This window comes from Laedolimicola ammoniilytica (assembly GCF_025567165.1).
Classification (GTDB): Bacteria; Bacillota; Clostridia; order Lachnospirales; family Lachnospiraceae; genus Laedolimicola; species Laedolimicola ammoniilytica.
Map to the genome: position 1 here is coordinate 64896 of NZ_JAOQKC010000001.1, position 17049 is coordinate 81944.

At 42.8% G+C, this 17049-nt stretch carries 19 protein-coding genes; 14 read left to right on the forward strand and 5 right to left on the reverse strand.

The features are described 5' to 3' along the window. Positions 1-26 precede the first annotated feature (26 nt). From OCV63_RS00315 to bsh, 5 genes are all read right to left on the reverse strand, one after another. Positions 27-1070 carry a HAMP domain-containing sensor histidine kinase gene (locus OCV63_RS00315; protein WP_158361339.1) on the reverse strand — a complete coding sequence of 348 codons (1044 nt, stop codon included), beginning with the start codon at positions 1068-1070 and terminating at the stop codon, positions 27-29. Continuing rightward, entirely contained in the window at positions 1070-1741 is a 672-nt protein-coding gene (locus tag OCV63_RS00320; RefSeq protein ID WP_158361341.1) for a response regulator transcription factor, read from the reverse strand. The genes OCV63_RS00315 and OCV63_RS00320 overlap by 1 nt, the downstream gene beginning before the upstream one ends. Before the next feature lie 18 nt (positions 1742-1759). After that, positions 1760-3193, reverse strand: a complete 1434-nt coding sequence (locus tag OCV63_RS00325; protein ID WP_158361342.1) for a phospholipase D family protein — start codon at positions 3191-3193, stop codon at positions 1760-1762. Between the two features lie 172 nt (positions 3194-3365). Continuing rightward, entirely contained in the window at positions 3366-4925 is a 1560-nt protein-coding gene (gene cls, locus OCV63_RS00330; protein WP_158361344.1) for a cardiolipin synthase, read from the reverse strand. 45 nt (positions 4926-4970) lie between these two features. Then, entirely contained in the window at positions 4971-5948 is a 978-nt protein-coding gene (gene bsh, locus OCV63_RS00335; RefSeq protein ID WP_158361346.1) for a choloylglycine hydrolase, read from the reverse strand. Positions 5949-6692: 744 nt separating this feature from the next. Between bsh and OCV63_RS00340 the strand changes: the two genes are divergently transcribed. From OCV63_RS00340 to OCV63_RS00405, 14 genes are all read left to right on the forward strand, one after another. Beyond that, entirely contained in the window at positions 6693-7514 is an 822-nt protein-coding gene (locus OCV63_RS00340; protein WP_158361347.1) for a ParA family protein, read from the forward strand. After that, positions 7471-8400, forward strand: a complete 930-nt coding sequence (locus OCV63_RS00345; protein WP_009298709.1) for a ParB/RepB/Spo0J family partition protein — start codon at positions 7471-7473, stop codon at positions 8398-8400. The genes OCV63_RS00340 and OCV63_RS00345 overlap by 44 nt, the downstream gene beginning before the upstream one ends. Before the next feature lie 11 nt (positions 8401-8411). Further along, a complete protein-coding gene (locus OCV63_RS00350; protein ID WP_002589068.1) occupies positions 8412-8684 on the forward strand; it encodes a DUF5720 family protein in 273 nt (90 codons plus the stop codon). A gap of 22 nt (positions 8685-8706) precedes the next feature. Next, positions 8707-8901 (forward strand): hypothetical protein, encoded by a 195-nt coding sequence (locus OCV63_RS00355; RefSeq protein ID WP_434800610.1) that lies wholly within the window; start codon positions 8707-8709, stop codon positions 8899-8901. A gap of 67 nt (positions 8902-8968) precedes the next feature. Then, positions 8969-9847, forward strand: a complete 879-nt coding sequence (locus OCV63_RS00360) for a DUF6017 domain-containing protein (protein ID WP_006059572.1) — start codon at positions 8969-8971, stop codon at positions 9845-9847. Between the two features lie 36 nt (positions 9848-9883). Further along, the gene (locus OCV63_RS00365; RefSeq protein ID WP_002569245.1) at positions 9884-10630 is read left to right on the forward strand and encodes a BRO family protein; all 747 of its coding nucleotides are present in this window, start codon (positions 9884-9886) and stop codon (positions 10628-10630) included. Between the two features lie 90 nt (positions 10631-10720). Further along, positions 10721-11221, forward strand: a complete 501-nt coding sequence (locus OCV63_RS00370; RefSeq protein ID WP_002570687.1) for a PcfB family protein — start codon at positions 10721-10723, stop codon at positions 11219-11221. Next, the gene (locus OCV63_RS00375) at positions 11218-14211 is read left to right on the forward strand and encodes a DUF4368 domain-containing protein (protein WP_158361349.1); all 2994 of its coding nucleotides are present in this window, start codon (positions 11218-11220) and stop codon (positions 14209-14211) included. Before OCV63_RS00370 ends, OCV63_RS00375 begins: the two co-directional genes overlap by 4 nt. Continuing rightward, on the forward strand, positions 14208-14552 hold the full coding sequence (locus tag OCV63_RS00380) for a TnpV protein (RefSeq protein WP_024729656.1): 345 nt from the start codon (positions 14208-14210) through the stop codon (positions 14550-14552). The genes OCV63_RS00375 and OCV63_RS00380 overlap by 4 nt, the downstream gene beginning before the upstream one ends. Before the next feature lie 139 nt (positions 14553-14691). After that, complete coding sequence (locus OCV63_RS00385) at positions 14692-15339, forward strand: pentapeptide repeat-containing protein (RefSeq protein WP_118413360.1); 648 nt, start codon at positions 14692-14694, stop codon at positions 15337-15339. 414 nt (positions 15340-15753) lie between these two features. Beyond that, on the forward strand, positions 15754-15993 hold the full coding sequence (locus OCV63_RS00390; protein ID WP_055260679.1) for a hypothetical protein: 240 nt from the start codon (positions 15754-15756) through the stop codon (positions 15991-15993). A gap of 107 nt (positions 15994-16100) precedes the next feature. Then, a complete protein-coding gene (locus OCV63_RS00395) occupies positions 16101-16421 on the forward strand; it encodes a DUF6572 domain-containing protein (protein WP_055260677.1) in 321 nt (106 codons plus the stop codon). 128 nt (positions 16422-16549) lie between these two features. Then, the gene (locus OCV63_RS00400) at positions 16550-16909 is read left to right on the forward strand and encodes a DUF3847 domain-containing protein (RefSeq protein WP_055260675.1); all 360 of its coding nucleotides are present in this window, start codon (positions 16550-16552) and stop codon (positions 16907-16909) included. Beyond that, positions 16875-17049, forward strand: a 175-nt coding sequence (locus OCV63_RS00405) for a MobA/MobL family protein (RefSeq protein ID WP_262670577.1), incomplete at its 3' end; no start/stop codon positions are given. The genes OCV63_RS00400 and OCV63_RS00405, both read left to right, overlap by 35 nt.

Here is a 17049-nt window from a genome sequence, read left to right on the forward strand (position 1 = left end):
TCCTCCGCTATCTGTTTTTCCTAAACTTATATGGCCTCATCTTTCTGTATTGGAAGCTCTACAACAAATCTGCATCCACCATATTCCCGGTTTTCTGCCTTGATTGTCCCGCCAGCACTATCTACGATCCGCTTCACAAGTGCAAGGCCGAGACCATTTCCTTCTGCTTTGTGAGAACCGTCTGCCTGATAAAATTTATCAAATATTCTGGTTTTCACATCATCCTCTATTCCCGGTCCTTCATCTTCCAGAATAAACATTACAGAATCCTTTTCCTGCTTCAGAAACATCATAATTGTCCCCTTTGCAGGACTGAACTTAATCGCATTATCTAAAAGATTCATCCATATATGCATAAAAAGTCCTTCATTCCCAGTATATTTAACTTCCTCCAGCTCTACCTGGAAACCAATTTCTTTTTCTGTCCATTTTGTTTCCAGGGAAAGAAATGCCTGACGGATCTGTTCATCCAAACGATATTCTGTTTTTTTCACTGGTATGTTCTGATTCTCTAACTTGGATAACAGCAAAATATTTCCAACCAATCCGGAAAGCCTTTGGGTATTAAACAGGATTTTTTCTACATATTCCTCTTGCTCCTGAGACAGTTCTTCTCCCTGAAGAAGCATTGTATATCCTTCAATGGCATTGATCGGGGTCTTAAACTCATGAGAAACATTGGAGACAAAATCCATCTGCAGTACTTCTGTTGCACGAAGCTCTTTTGTCATCACATTAAAACTCTGGTAAGATTCTCCAACTTCTGCGATACGGCTGTTCGTTTCCAAGTGCTGTTCAAAATCTCCCTGCGAAACTTCCTTCATTGCTTTACTGAGTCTGGTAATTGGTTCCAGCAACCTTGCATTGATAAAGGAAGTAATCAGCCCTGCAATCAATGTATTAAAAATCAAAAGCCAGCCAAGCACAGGTATGCTACCAGGCAGATTAAAAAAATGATTCAAAAAAGCAAATAATAACGCAGATATGACTGTTGAAAATACAAGTGCCAGCCAGATTGCACCAGTCAGACAGGATCGGATCCGCAATCCTTTTTCTTTCTTTTGTTCCATTATTTTTTCACCGCCTTGTATCCAATTCCACGCATTGTTACGATTTCAAAATCAGGGTTATCTTTCAAACGCTCCCTGATTCTTCCTATATGTACCTCTATCGTATGTGGGTCTGCCTCCGTCTCGTATCCCCATACTTCATCCATCAACTGTTGTTTTGTAAATATTCTGCCTGGCGAAGCTGCAAGCTTATATAAAAGCAGGAATTCTTTTTTAGGCAAAACAAGACTTTCCTTATCAGTTGTAACCGTCATTGCATCATAATCAAACTCTGTTGAACCGATCACAATTTTGTGTTCATTCAGTATCTGTGCACGGCGAAGCAGTGCTCCGACTCTTAAAACCATTTCATTCACATTTACCGGTTTTACCATATAATCGTCACTTCCCGAAAGAAATCCCTGGCGCATATCATCAAAGGAACCTTTCGCAGTGATCATAAGTACCGGTATCTGATATCCTGCTGAACGGAGTTCCGACACCAGTTCATAACCATCCATAACCGGCATCATAATATCGGAAATGATCAGATCAATATACTCTTTATCCAATATTTCTAATGCCAGTGCTCCATCCGATGCACTTTTGACCTGATATCCATTCTTCTCAAGCACTTTTTGGAATAGCTGGCTTAATTCTTTATCATCTTCTACAATTAATATTTGAAACACGATCTTCTTCCTCCTTTATCAGAACAGATATCTTGCCCATCCAAGCAGATGCTGTACCAAAAGTACGTTTCTCTGACGCTTCTTTGTCAATTCAATTGGCTCTACATGATACGGATCACGATAGGTTCCATCTTCCAATACCTGCCGGGACACTCTTTCATATTCCATCATGCCTTCTTCCAACTGTTTATTAATCTCTTTGCTACGTATTACAAGCATCAGTTCCGTATCCAGATACGTGCTTCTCATATCCATGTTAAAGGAACCGATTACGGATAGATCATCATCAATCAGGATGCTTTTTCCGTGGTAAGAATAGCCGCCTTCATACTCCCAGATATCAATTCCTGTATTTAAAATTCTGTTTCTGTTTCTCGCATAATCAGCAGAACCAAACGGATTTCCATTGTTGGCAACCGAATTGGTCATGATAGAAAAATCCGGAACTCTCTCCGCAATCTCTTTCCATGTATTATACATCATATCATTGCAGATAATATATGGTGTATGAATTTTCACGCGCTCTTTTGCATTTTTCATTAGTTCTCCCAGTTGATACCAGACTACTGGTTCCTTGGGACCTGTGTGGATAGGATTTGACACTAATGCAATCTTTTCTGTCTCAAAAGTTTCGTCCGTGTAATCGGTATCGCAGATTCTTTCCTTATTCTCTTCAAAATATTTCTGATAGCCGTTCTGCAGCTCTAAAACTGCGTCCTTTACAGATTTTCTATTTGCCAGTTTTTTATTATCATGAAAATAACCACTGTCTTCTTGTTCCCATATCGTTTCAAAATACTCTAACAACTGGTTAACTGAATTTTCTTTCTCAGGTTCATCGCAAACCACTAACACATCTCTGTCATAGTTCTTATGTCCCAGAAAATCACCCAGGAAATAATTGTATGTATTTCTTCCACCAAGAATATATGTCTTACCATCTGCAATCAAATATTTATCATGCATTCTCCCCATCATCTTCCATGGTTTCAACGGATTGGCCTTATTATACAGTTTAATTTCAACATTCTCATGGGAAGATAATCCATAGAAATACGGATTGCCTTCCATATCAACCCAGCTCTCCATTCCATCTACTAACAGACGAACATGCACACCTCTGTCTGCCGCATCATGCAGTGCTCCTAAGATCAATTTTCCACTTTCATCTGATTGAAATGCAAAAGTAGAAAGAATAATGTCTTCTTTTGCATTTCGGATCAAACGCACTCTTTGTAAAAGTGCTTCTGGATTTTTTTCTATGATCACTGCTCGTTCCATATTCTCGCTGCGTTCGTTCCACGAATCATTTTGTGTTTCTTTTTTGATGGTATTAGACACTTCCGGCTGTTTTTTATATGCAATACAAATTCCAAATAATTCATAAAAAGCCACACATAAAAAAATTGACAGTATAACAAAAACAATTTTACATATCTTACGTTTTCCCATCGCACATCACCTGACTTTTTTTCATCTTATGTCTATACAATACAAAGTCAACCTCAATTTTACCTCAACAGAATTAATTTTATCCATGTAAATTTCCTGTACCGGCAATCAGACATAACAAAAACGACCTCTCAAAATCAATTATTTTTTGAAAGGTCGTTTCACTAAATTCTTATAACAATCCAGCAAATAATCTCATAAATAATTGTCCAAGTCGCAAATATGCACTGCGCCCAGTACAATATTGATCTGTTACATCACGACATTCCCCCATCGTTCTTATCAGATCATTTTTAATTTCCAAAACTGCCTGACAATCTGCCATAAAACAGCCGTTTTCAAAATGATGATATAAGCTTCTATAATCCAGATTGATTGTTCCACAGGTTGCCATACAGTCATCCACTATACTCATTTTCGCATGGCAAAATCCTGGTGTCCATTCATAAACTCGCACTCCATGTTTAACCAATCCATGATAAAAAGAGCGAGTTATATTATAAATGAATTTTTTATCAGGAATTCCTGGTGTGATAATTCTTACGTCTACCCCTCGCTTAGCAGCCAGACATAACGCATGTGCCATTTCGTCTGTTATAATTAGATATGGTGTCATAAACCAACAGTAATTTTCGGCCTTATTTATCATACTGATATAAACTTCTTCTCCGACCTGCTCATTATCCATAGGACTGTCTGCATAAGGCTGAACAAAACCTGTTTGCTGTGCTTTATAATCGTAATGAATAATGTATTTACTAAAATCAGTATCATTCGTAGCTTTTTCACTAACAGCATTCCACATTTCTAAAAATGTCACTGTAAGCGACTGAACAGCATCTCCTTCTAAACGAATACCGGTATCTTTCCACTGCCCATACGGATGCGTATAATTAAAGTATTCATTTGCAAGATTATATCCACCTGTAAATCCAACTTTTCCATCAATTACTGTTATTTTTCTGTGATCACGATTGTTCAAAAATAGATTTAAGCCTGGCACAAATGGATTGAATACACGACAATGAATTCCTATACTCTCCATCTTTTTTACAAAATCTGTGTTAATAAAACCTATAGACCCCATATCATCATAGAATACCCTGACTTCCACACCGGCTTTTACTCTCTCTTCCAGAACATCTTGAATCTTATGCCAAGCTTCAGCATCTTCTATCGCATGATATTCCATGAAGATAAACTTTTGTGCTTTCGCAAGTTCTTCAAGCTGTGCCTCTAATCCCTTCACTGCTTCATCAAAATACTTGATATCCGTATTCTGATAGATTGGATACCACGAATTTCTTTGTATGTAACTTGCAATATTTCCTGCTTTCGGAATCTTTTCTTTTATTCTGCTTAAACACTCCTGATTGTCTGGAAGCATTGGTAACAATTTGCTATCAATTTCTGCATATCGCTCACGCATTTTATGCGTGCCACCATTCAAGCCAATCAATAAATACAGGCCTACACCCATAATTGGGAAAATCAGAATTAAAATGACCCAAGGCATTTTCATAGAAGATGTCTTATCTGACGCATACAATCTCAAAACTAAGATTCCACTTAAAATTCTGGTAAATAAATTTATGATTTCTGCATATTCATTCAAGCGCGTTACGATAGTAATAATAAAAATCACTTCAAGAAAAATACAGATTATGGAAAAGCACAATCGTTTTATTCCATTTTTTGTTTTTGCTTTTCCTTCTAAGGTATCTTGCTTCATATGTATTCCACCTCTTCTTTCTACGTCAGCTCTATATTCAAAATACTATTTATTTTGATAATTGATTCGTTCCCCTTGAATTACTGGATAACAAATCAATTTATTACTTTCCAGATCCTCTGCATGCATATCTACCGCACTGATCTGATGATTTTCATAAGTATTATAATAATAGATACCTTTAATAACATTACAACAAGATGTATACAATGTGATTTCATATTTTCCATCAGTCACTTCGCAACATCCACGTTGCTGATCCACAGATCCAAGAATGTGAAAGAACTGACTAACACTTTCTTCCTCAGATTCACCTGAAATTGCATTTACCTTTGTAAAAGCCACACGCACAAAACGAGAAGAAGATGAAAGATCTCCCGGAAGACCTAAACCTCCCATACCTCTACTATATGCATCAAGAGCCAAATTTCCTCCAAAAGTGTTTTTGGGTTGCTTTGGGGATAAATACATATAATTATTTAATTGAAACATCTGCTGTGGAAATGGTGGATTATTCGTAAGCACTCCTACAGGATTATCGTAAATGTGTAGACCATCTGACATAGACTCTACAGTAATTGATTCATTTTCATCAGCGATAATCCAATGTAATTGTGCTAATGGCAATTGCTCGCTGAAAGGAGTATTAACAATATTAATTCGATTAAGAAGCTTACGAGCTTCTGCTAAAGAAGCACACTGACTTAAAATCCATGGAACAAATTCAAACTGTGCAATATTTTCCACATCTGGTTGAACCTCGGAATAAACAGCATTTCCGACAAAATTCAGACCTGCCATTGCCACTCCTTTTTCATTCATCGCATCATAATATAAAGGATAATCCTCCGCAACATGAGCCATTCCAATAATTGCATAATGATTTTTCATATCGCCAACATGACGGAAATGAAATGAATAGTTACGTGGTGTAATTACTATCTGATCACCGTAAGAGAATTCATAATCGAGGGTTCGTCCAAAGTAAAAATCTTTTGTCTTATAGGTTGCTGCTGTACACATGATTGTTCATCCTCCTAAATAATATGAACTATATCAATAAGTTTTTTGTTGAACAATAGTATAGCACAATTCTATTGTTTTGTTTCAAATTCACATAATAAAATAGATGAATGACTTTGCTGCCATCCTTCTACTAATTTTTCACAATTTATTCTGCAATAAGAATGGGGGAGCCCCCATCCCGATCGTTGGAACAGGTTTAAGGTCCATGTTCTAACCTTATAAGCATCTTTTTGTTATATTGTTTCCACCAAATAAAAGATGGATGCCACACATCTAGGTGGAAATTTCCACCGAAGATACAAAAAAGCAGCAATGACTTTTTCAATCATTACTGCTTCGAACTGATGTTCCCGGCGGGAATCGAACCCACAATTACAGCTTAGGAGATGGACCCAGTGCATATATTCCCTATCAACGGGGATAAAGAAAATGCAGTTATATCAAGGCTTTTCTCCATGTTCTCTATAAACCTTGTACAAGCAAAATCAAGCAAAAACAAAGGATTTTAGCCCCCTATTGTTTGCACTCTGTTTGCAAAGGCGCGAAATTTGGCGTTAGCCAAAAGTTCAATTCCCGTCGAGACTTAATTATATTCATGGTATCGTGGACATAGTTTACCATACATAGAGGTTCATTACAAGAGGTATAGAGCCAGTAAAAGTGCCTGTTTTATCTTTTTCAGGAAAGGTAGAGCAGGCACTTTTTTTCATATCTAAACTTAGAAAGAAATGAGGTGAAATTATGAATACACAGATTATTGCCATAGCCAACCAAAAAGGTGGTGTCGGCAAAACAACCACTTGTGCCAATCTTGGAATTGGTCTGGCGCAGTCCGGGAAGAAAGTCCTTCTGATTGACGGAGACCCACAGGGAAGCCTGACCATCAGCTTGGGCAATCCTCAGCCTGATAAGCTGCCCTTTACACTGTCAGACGCTATGGGCCGTATTTTGATGGATGAACCAATTCGTCCCGGCGAGGGTATCCTGCACCACCCTGAGGGCGTAGACCTGATGCCTGCGGACATCCAGCTATCTGGTATGGAGGTATCTCTGGTAAACGCTATGAGCCGAGAAACCATTCTGCGACAATATCTGGACACGCTGAAGGGGCAATACTCCCATATCCTTATTGATTGCCAGCCCTCCCTGGGTATGCTTACGGTCAATGCACTGGCTGCCGCTAATAGGGTTATAATCCCCGTCCAGGCAGAGTATCTTCCAGCTAAAGGTTTGGAGCAGCTTTTGCAAACTATCAATAAGGTTCGCAGACAAATCAATCCCAAGCTGCAAATTGATGGGATTCTGCTGACGATGGTAGACAGCCGAACCAACTTTGCCAAAGAAATCTCCGCTCTTCTGCGCGAAACCTATGGCAGTAAGATCAAGGTGTTTACATCAGAAATTCCTCATTCTGTCAGGGCTAAAGAAATCAGTGCTGAAGGAAAAAGCATTTATGCCCATGATTCTAATGGCAAAGTGGCTGAGGGCTACAAAAATCTGACGAAGGAGGTATTGAAACTTGAAAAGCAGCGCGAAAAAAATAGAGCTGGCCTCAGTAGATGACCTGTTTTCTACTGAAGAAAGTCGGCAAGACGAGCAACTGGAAAAAATTCAGGAAATTCCCCTATCTGAACTGCATCCGTTCAAGGATCACCCCTTCAAGGTCAAGGATGATGATGCAATGATAGAAACCGCAGACAGCATCAAAAAGTATGGAGTTTTGGTTCCTGCGATTGCCAGACCACTGCCTGATGGCGGTTATGAGCTGGTAGCCGGTCACAGACGCCGCAGAGCCAGCGAATTGGCCGGAAAAGAAACCATGCCTGTCATTGTGCGCGACTTGGATGACGATGCTGCCACAATTATTATGGTTGACAGCAATTTGCAGCGAGAAAATCTGCTCCCCAGTGAAAGGGCCTTTGCCTACAAAATGAAGCTGGAAGCCATTAAACATCAAGGAGCAAGAACAGACCTGACTTCTGTTCAAGTTGAACAGAAGTTGAGCGCCAGAGACCAGGTGGCAAAAGAAGCCGGTGAACGAAGCGGTATCCAGGTAATGCGATATGTTCGTTTGACTGAACTGATTCCAGAGCTTTTGGATATGGTGGATGAAAAGAAAATCGCATTTAACCCAGCCTATGAACTCTCTTTTTTGAAAACGGACGAACAGCAAATGCTGGTGGAAACAATGGACTATGAGCAGGCTACCCCTTCTCTCTCTCAGGCTCAGCGAATGAAAAAGTTCAGCCAGGAAGGGAAATTGTCAGAAGATGTGATGCTTGCCATCATGTCAGAGGAAAAAAAGGCTGATCTGGATAAAGTGACCTTGAGCAGCGATACCTTGCGAAAGTATTTCCCCAAAAGCTATACACCGGCCAAAATGCAGGAAACCATTATTAAACTGCTGGAACAATGGCAGAAAAAACGCCAACGAGATCAGGAACGATGAAGGGAGAGCCTATGAAAGATATTGCAGCAAGGGAGCTGAAAGGCCACAACATTCTTGCAGTGGAGCGATTTTGGGACAGCACTTGCTGGATGATTGAGTTTACTGTCTTGCGCCCTACTGCTTATGGAGAACCTGGTGACGAAATGAGGCTTTTTCTCACAGAGGACGGGTATCAGTCAGCTCTGCAAAGCCAGCAGCGTCGAGAAATCAAAATTAAGAGATATGCTCATGTTATTGAGGGGCATATCCTCGACTTCAAGCCTAAAAAACACCGTCGTTCATAACCGATACAACGAAAGGAAAGGAATGAATATGTGTACTGTAAGAGAAATCCGAGAAGCTATTCAAGAAGATTGCCGCTCACAGCGTGATATGGAATCCACCGAGATTGACCGTGTTTTTCAAACCTTACCATTTTCTCAGGAAAGGGATCTGTTTGATAAACCACCAATGCCAAAACGCCTCTACCGACGCAAGAAAAAAGATACAGACAGACCCTAACCGCTGCCACAATTCTTTTATGAATTGCGGCTTTTTTCATACCTGAGAAATGAAAGGAGTGAAGTAAATGGCTGTTTTTCGTGTAGAACGCACTGGCGATTACACGGTTATGAGCAATTTTCATCTAAAAGACAAACGACTTTCTTTGAAGGCAAAGGGTCTCTTGTCGCAGATGTTATCTCTGCCTGATGACTGGGATTATACGCTGTCAGGACTCAGCTATATCAATCGAGAAAGCAAAGATGCAATCCGCTCTGCTGTCAATGAGCTTGAAACAGCCGGATACATTCGACGCAGACAGACAACTGATGCTTCTGGTAAATTCGCAGCCAATGAGTATACCATTTTTGAGCGTCCCATCGAGGGAGAACCGATGTTGGATAAGCCGTTGTCGGAAAACCCGATAACGGTAAACCCGTCAGCGGTAAATCCGTTACCGGAAAATCCAACACAATTAAATACTAAGAAATCAAATACCCAAAAACAAAATACTCATGGATCAAATACCGATTCCATTCCCTTCCGGGAAACAGCGGCGGTAATACCGCCGGAACGGAAAGGAAGGGATGCGATGTCTGTCACAGAGATAGAAAATTATCGGGAATTGATTTTGGAGAATATCGAGTATGATTGTCTGAAGCAGCGTTATCCTCTCTACCTGGATGACCTGAATGAGATCGTAGAGCTGTTGGTAGAAACGGTCTGTGCCAAACGAAAGACCACCCGGATCTCTGGTGCGGACTTTCCTCATGAAATTGTACGCTCCCGCTTTTTGAAGCTGGACAGCTCTCACATCGAGTTTGTCATGGACTGTCTGCAAAAGAACACCACCCAGGTACACAACATCAAGCAGTACCTGCTTGCAGTGCTGTTCAACGCTCCTACCACCATGAATAACCACTACACTTCACTGGTAAATCACGATATGCACGCAGGCGGCTGGTAATCAGCCGCTTTTGTATTACACCAAAGGAGGCACAGCATGAATCAGATTGAAATTTTCAATAGTCCAGAGTTTGGAAGCATTCGAATAGTCGAGGAAAATGGGAAATACCTGTTCTGCGGCGCTGATGTTGCAAAATCGCTGGGATACAAAGATACAGTAAACGCCCTAAAGACACATTGCAGAGAAGATGGGGTGGCGTTTTACCACCTCACCGATAATTTGGGGCGTGAACAGAAAGCTAAATTCATCAGTGAAGGAAATCTGTATCGTTTGATTGTCCACAGTAAATTGCCATCAGCTGAACGATTTGAGCAATGGGTCTTTGACGAGGTTCTTCCTACCATTCGCAAACATGGGGCCTATCTCACAAAAGAAAAGCTATGGGAAGTAGCTACTTCACCGGAGGCGCTGCTCAAGCTCTGCTCGGATCTTCTGGCTGAGCGAGAGGAGAATGTATCTCTGCGCATAGCAAACGCACAGCTGGAGGGTAAAGCCGCTTTCTATGATCTGTTCATTGATTTGGAGCACAGCACCAATCTCAGAACTACTGCCAAAGAGCTTGATGTACCGGAACGCCGCTTTGTCCGATTTCTTCTGGAAAAGCGTTTTGTGTACCGCACTGCGTCCGGCAATGTACTGCCCTATGCAAAGCCAGCCAATGAAGGGCTGTTTTGTGTAAAGGACTACTGCAATCACGGTCATACCGGTTCTTATACGCTGATAACTCCGCAAGGCAAGCTGTATTTTGCCGAACTGAGAGACAGTATCCTGATGGTGATATGATAAATCACTATTTTCTCCGGCGGCTGGTGGTCCCGCCTTAGAAATAAATGCACCACCCCCTGCACATTTTGTGGAAAGGAGGCGATGAAAATGCAGGAAGAAGTGGAAAACAGGACTTTAACGCTGGTTGTCAGCGGAACAAAGTTCACCGGCAGGCTGCTCAAAGCCGCCATCAGCAAGTACATGGCCCACTGCAAGGAAAAGAAGCTGCAAAAGCAGAGAAGCCGTGACGCCCCTGTGACACCCCACGGCAAACAGACCGTCAAGCAGCTCATTGGTCAGAATCAGGGGATCTCCAATATCGAGATCACAGACCCTTCCATCAAGGAATTTGAGAAGATCGCCCGGAAATATGGTGTGGATTATGCGGTGAAGAAAGACCGCAGCAGCTCCCCGCCCAAGTACCTGATCTTTTTCAAAGGCCGTGACGCCGATGCGCTGACCGCTGCATTTACCGAGTACACCAGCAAAAAGGTCAAGAAGGCCGAGAAAACGGAACGCCCGTCTGTGCTGGCAAAACTCAGTCAGTTCAAAGAGATGGTCAAAAATGCCGTGGTGGACCGCACCAAGCGAAAGGAGCTGGAACGATGAAAAAGCAGTTTGACATCAAAAAGCTCGTTTTGCTGAACCTTCCCTATCTCCTGATGGGGCTGTTTGCTACCAACTTCGGGGAGGCATGGCGACTGGCTCAGGGGGCAAATGCTTCGGAGAAATTCCTTTCCCTGTTTGCTGTCCTGCCTGGGGCGCTGCAAAGTTTCTGGCCCAGCCTGCACCCGTTGGATCTGCTGGTGGGGCTGTGCTGCGGTGCTGGCCTGCGTCTGGCGGTGTACCTCAAAAGTAAAAACGCCAAGAAGTACCGTCACGGCATGGAGTATGGTTCTGCCCGTTGGGGAACCCGTGAGGATATTGCTCCCTACATCGACCCGGTATTCCAGAACAATATCATTCTCACGAAAACCGAAAGCCTGACCATGAACAGCCGCCCCAAGGACCCAAAGACCGCCAGAAACAAAAATGTGCTGGTGATCGGCGGCTCCGGTTCCGGTAAGACCCGTTTCTGGCTCAAACCAAATCTGATGCAGATGCACAGTTCTTATGTGGTCACAGACCCGAAGGGAACCATTTTGGTGGAGTGCGGGAAAATGCTCCAAAGGGGCGCACCCAAACTGGGAAAGGACGGAAAGCCCATGAAGGATAAGCACGGCAAGGTCATTTATGAGCCGTACCGCATCAAGGTCCTAAATACCATCAACTTCCGAAAATCAATGCACTATAACCCTTTCGCCTATATCCATAGCGAAAAGGACATCTTGAAGCTGGTCACAACGCTGATCGCCAATACCAAAGGCGAAGGCAAGGCTGGGGACGATTTCTGGGTAAAAGCGGAGACGCTGTTGTACTGCGCGCTGATTGGGTATATCCACTATGAGGCTCCGGTGGAGGAGCAGAACTTCTCCACCCTCATTGAGTTCATCAACGCCATGGAAGTCCGTGAGGATGACGAGGAGTTCAAAAACCCCGTGGATCTGATGTTTGATGCACTGGAAGCCGAGAAGCCAAACCACTTTGCGGTGCGCCAGTATAAGAAATATAAGCTGGCCGCCGGTGTTGTATGCTCTAAAAGACTTCTTAATCAAGCGGTTGGGAAGTCTCTTAGAACACACAACCTAAAACCGAAGGAAGGAGCGCAAGTTATGAGAAAAAATGAGAAAATCACAGCTCTGTACGAACGACTGAGCCGTGATGACTTTGGCAAAGATGATGACCAACAGCGTGAGAGCAATTCCATTTCCAATCAAAAGGCTATGTTGGAGGAGTTCGCCGCACGGCAGGGCTTTACGAACATTGTCCATTTCACGGACGATGGCATTAGTGGTACTTGCTTTGACCGTCCCGGATTTTTGGCAATGATGAAAGAGGTTGAAGCCGGGAATGTGGAGTATCTGTGTATCAAGGACATGAGCCGCATGGGTCGTGACTATCTGAAAGTCGGTCAGATTATGGAAATCCTGCGTCAGCGTGGCGTTCGCCTTATCGCCATCAATGACGGCGTGGACAGTGCCAGAGGGGACGATGATTTTACCCCTTTCCGCAACATTATGAACGAGTATTACGCCAGAGACACCAGCCGTAAAATCCGTTCCACTTTCCAGTCCAAAGGCAAGTCCGGCAAGCACCTCACAGGCACGGTCATTTACGGCTATCTCTGGAACGAAGCCAGAGACCAATGGTTGGTTGACCCCGAAGCCGCTGATGTGGTCAAGCGCATCTTTGCCATGACGATTGACGGCTACGGTCCGTATCAGATCGCCAGCAAACTGAAATCGGAAAAGATGCTTATTCCGTCTGCTTACCTTGCCCAACACGGCGAGGGCGTGAACAAAAACAAGACTTTCAAAGATATGTACGGCTGGGGTTCTTCCACCATCTGCAACATTCTTGAAAAGCGTGAATATCTGGGACACACCATCAATTTCAAGACCCGAAAGCACTTCAAGGACAAGAAAAGCCATTATGTCCCGGAGGACGAATGGACAATTTTCGAGAATACCCATGAGCCTATCATTGACCAGCAGACCTTTGACCTTGTGCAGAAAATCCGTGGGAATGTCAGACGCTACCCGGACGGCTGGGGCGAAGCAGCTCCCCTCACAGGCTTGCTTTATTGTGCCGATTGCGGCGGCAAGATGTATGTCCACCGTACCAACAACGGCAAGCGTATTTCTCAATATACCTGTTCCCAATACAGCAAAGTCCCAGTTGGAAAGCTCTGCACGACACAGCACCGTATCAATGAAGATGTGGTACTGTCCCTTGTCTCTGAAATGCTCAAAGCCATTGCCGAGTATGCCAAGCATGACCGAGCCGAGTTTGTCCGTGTGGTGCAGGAAGCGCAGTCCAGCCAGCAGACAGCAGAGGTTAAGAAACAGCGGATACGCCTTGCCACAGCAAAGCAGAGAGTTTCCGAGCTGGAAGTCCTGCTCTGCAAAATCTATGAGGACAACATTTTAGGCAAGCTGTCCGACAGCAGATACGCCACTCTGGACGCTCAATACGAAAAGGAACAGTCCGAGCTTACCGCTGAAATCTCTGTTCTGGAAAAGGCTGTCAAGAGCTATGAGAAGCACGAAAAGGACGCTGATCGTTTTATCGCTCTGATTGACAAGTATGAGAACTTCGACAAGCTGACCATTGCTATGCTCAACGAGTTTATCGAGAAAATCCTTGTGCATGAGCGTGACCGTAAAGGCAGTATACAGACCACACAGGAGGTCGAGATTTACTTCAATTTTGTTGGGCGATTCGTTCCCCCGGCGTTTGGAGAAGCGGAGCTTACCCCGGAGGAATTAGAAGAAATCCGCAAGCGTGAGGAACGCAAGGACAGGCTTCATCAGAACTACTTGAAGCGGAAAGCCAGCGGAGCGCAGAAGCGATACGAGGACAAAATCAAGGGGAGAAAAAAGGCAGAAATCGAAGCCAAGAAAGCCGCCATTCGTGCGGAGGACATTGCAAAGGGCGTGTTCGTCCCTGTCAGCAGTTTACCGCAGAGAGAGCCGATGAAAGGAGTACAAACAGCATGAATATCACTTACACACAGAACGGTGATTATCTTATCCCGAACATCATTATCCGCAAGACAAAGCCCCTCGGACACTACGGCAGACTCCGCAAGGCGTATCTGGAAATGCACCGCCCGATACTGTTCAATGAGCTGGTGCTATCCGATAGGCTCTTTGAGCATTGCGCCGAGATTGACGAAGCGGCACAAAACCGAATGGAGCTGATCGTGCCGCAACTGGCAAAGCAGTACGGCGTGACCGAAAGGCTGAAAGCCGAAAACCAAATGGAATGGGTGCGGCAGATGAACGCTTGCAAGGCACAGGCAGAGGAGATTGTGAAAGCGGAATTGATTTATGATTGAGTGAGAAAGTCCGGGCAGAAAACTGTTCGGACTTTTCTCATATAGTCCAAAGTTGCGGTAGACTTGTTCACAAGTTTTATGGTATAATTTGAATACGAAATTGAGCAACAAATCGGGATTTGAGGGGGTAAATATTATTATGAACAAAGAAGGAATTTTAAGGGAAATAAACAATGATGTTGTAAACACCTCATACTATCCGGCGAGAAGTGATTGTTGTGACTTAGATGGTGAGATTTTTGAAGATGTGGTATTGGATAATATAAAGTGTCATCGTATGACATTTCAAAATTGTACCTTTCGAAATGTTCAGTTTATAGATAATCAGGTAGATTTGATTGAATTTGAAAACTGTCAATTTATCAATACCGTTTTTAAGGGAACATTAGAAAATTTATATCTGATAATATCAGACAGCAGTTTTTCAAAATGTACTATGCATGATTTAAAAATATCCGGCTATGAGGAACAGTCTGAAATTACAGATTGTACATTTGAAGAATGTACTTTTTCTGACATAAATCTTCTTGCGGATTTAACCCTGCAAGGTGGGACTGTGACGAATTGTACAGGAAACAACTTAGAGTGTATTATGAACATGATATTTGCTGTGCAGTTTACCAAGAGTAAATTTGAAAATATCAATCTAAATGTGGCGATTATTAAGAATACATTTCAGCAGGTAGAGGTTAGTAATATTCAGAATATTGACATAGGAGGAGAACCGGTACGCAGAAACAATACCTTTAAAGACTGTTATATAAATGGAGAATTGCAGAACCAGTAAATAAGCAGGGAACTGCTCTGCCGATACGGTTAAAATTGATTGGTGGGTTGCAGAAAAAAACTTCAAGTTTGTCGAACTGATAAAATCCCTTTAGGAACTAAAGGGCGCACTTCTATACTCTCTGTCGAGAGTAGTGCGTCCTGCGGAGCTTCATTCCCGGTCAGCAGAAGAAAACTGCACGACCGAGAATGTTTCGTCACTTCGTTCCGTCAAGGTGGCTACACCCCCTTGCGCCGCTAAAGCGGCTATCCCCTGTGGACTTGCCGTCCGCAAACAGCATAAAATGCTGTTCGCCGCCAGCAAGTTTGAAAGCGACTAAAATGAATTTTATGGAACAAACAAATCGGGACTTACGGGAGGAAAATCGATGGAGCATCATGATATAACGATTTAACATATTTTGGAGGCGTAATGATGACAAGAAAAGAAGTAGAAAGAATTGTTGGGATTTTTAAAAATCATGGTATAGACAAAGAAACAGGGAAAAGAGTGAAAGAAAATGTTATACATGATTTTTTTGACGAAATAGACGATTTGATGGGATATGAAGGAGCTTCTGAAGTTATATTTGTACCGGAAGAGTATGGTCTTGACAAAGAAGCAACAATTCAAGAAATTGTAGATTATATATTGGAAAATCAAAACATCGGGTGAAAAGAAAAATATTGTGGTCAAATATGGATATGATTTCAAACATTGGGACTGACACAAATACATATTTATCGAGTTGCCTTTATAAAGAACTGTAAAGGAGAGATATTGTGGCTGTTGATAACGCAAGTCAGATTGACGCAATTGCAAACGATAAAGAAAATGCTTGTTTGGTACTCCTTATTACCGACCATTTGAATTGGGACAATGAGTTTGAACACTTGAAGATTTTACAAGATAAAATCAATGCGTATGTGGCTTTTATCGAAAGCAAACAGTACGATGAAATATACCCCAATGCTGATTTTAAGATGGCTATGATAGAAATCCATTTCAAGTATGACATAACAGATAGCTGCCAGAAATTTTTGCAAGTAGCTCAAGATCAATTAGGTCAGATAGGGATAAAAATCAAGGCACAGATTAGTTAACATTTTCCAGTTTGCCGAACTGAACACAAAAACCGAATACCAAAAATCAGACCGTTGACTGGTCGCACTATGCGAAAAGTTGACGGTCTTTTTTTATCCCCATTTTTCAAAAAAGGAGGTCAATCACAATGACAAAACCGAAAACCCTCGACCAGCTCCAAGCCGAAAAGGAGCAAGCCGAGACGCAGCTTGCACAGGAACAGCACAAGCTGGAGCGTCTGGAGAACAGAAAGAAGTATCTGGAGAAAGGCGAAAGGCAGAAACGCACCCATCGTCTTTGCAATCTGGGCGGCACGATTGAGAGCCTTGCCCCGGTGGTCAAAGATCTCACACGCACCGAAATGACAGAGCTGATGGAACACATCTTTTCCCTGTCCGAAGTCCAGCGAGCCGTCCGTCACATGGCGATTACCCATATCAGCCAAGCGAACAGAGAAAAGGAGTTGAAAGCCGATGGCACTATTTCATCTGAGCGTCACGCAGACTAAGCGAAGCGCAGGACAGTCCGCTATTGCTTCTGCCGCCTACCGTGCCGGGGAGCGATTGTATAGCGAGTATTACGGCGAATACAGCGACTACACCCGCAAGGGCGGCGTGATCTGCTCCGATATTCTCCTGCCGTCCCATG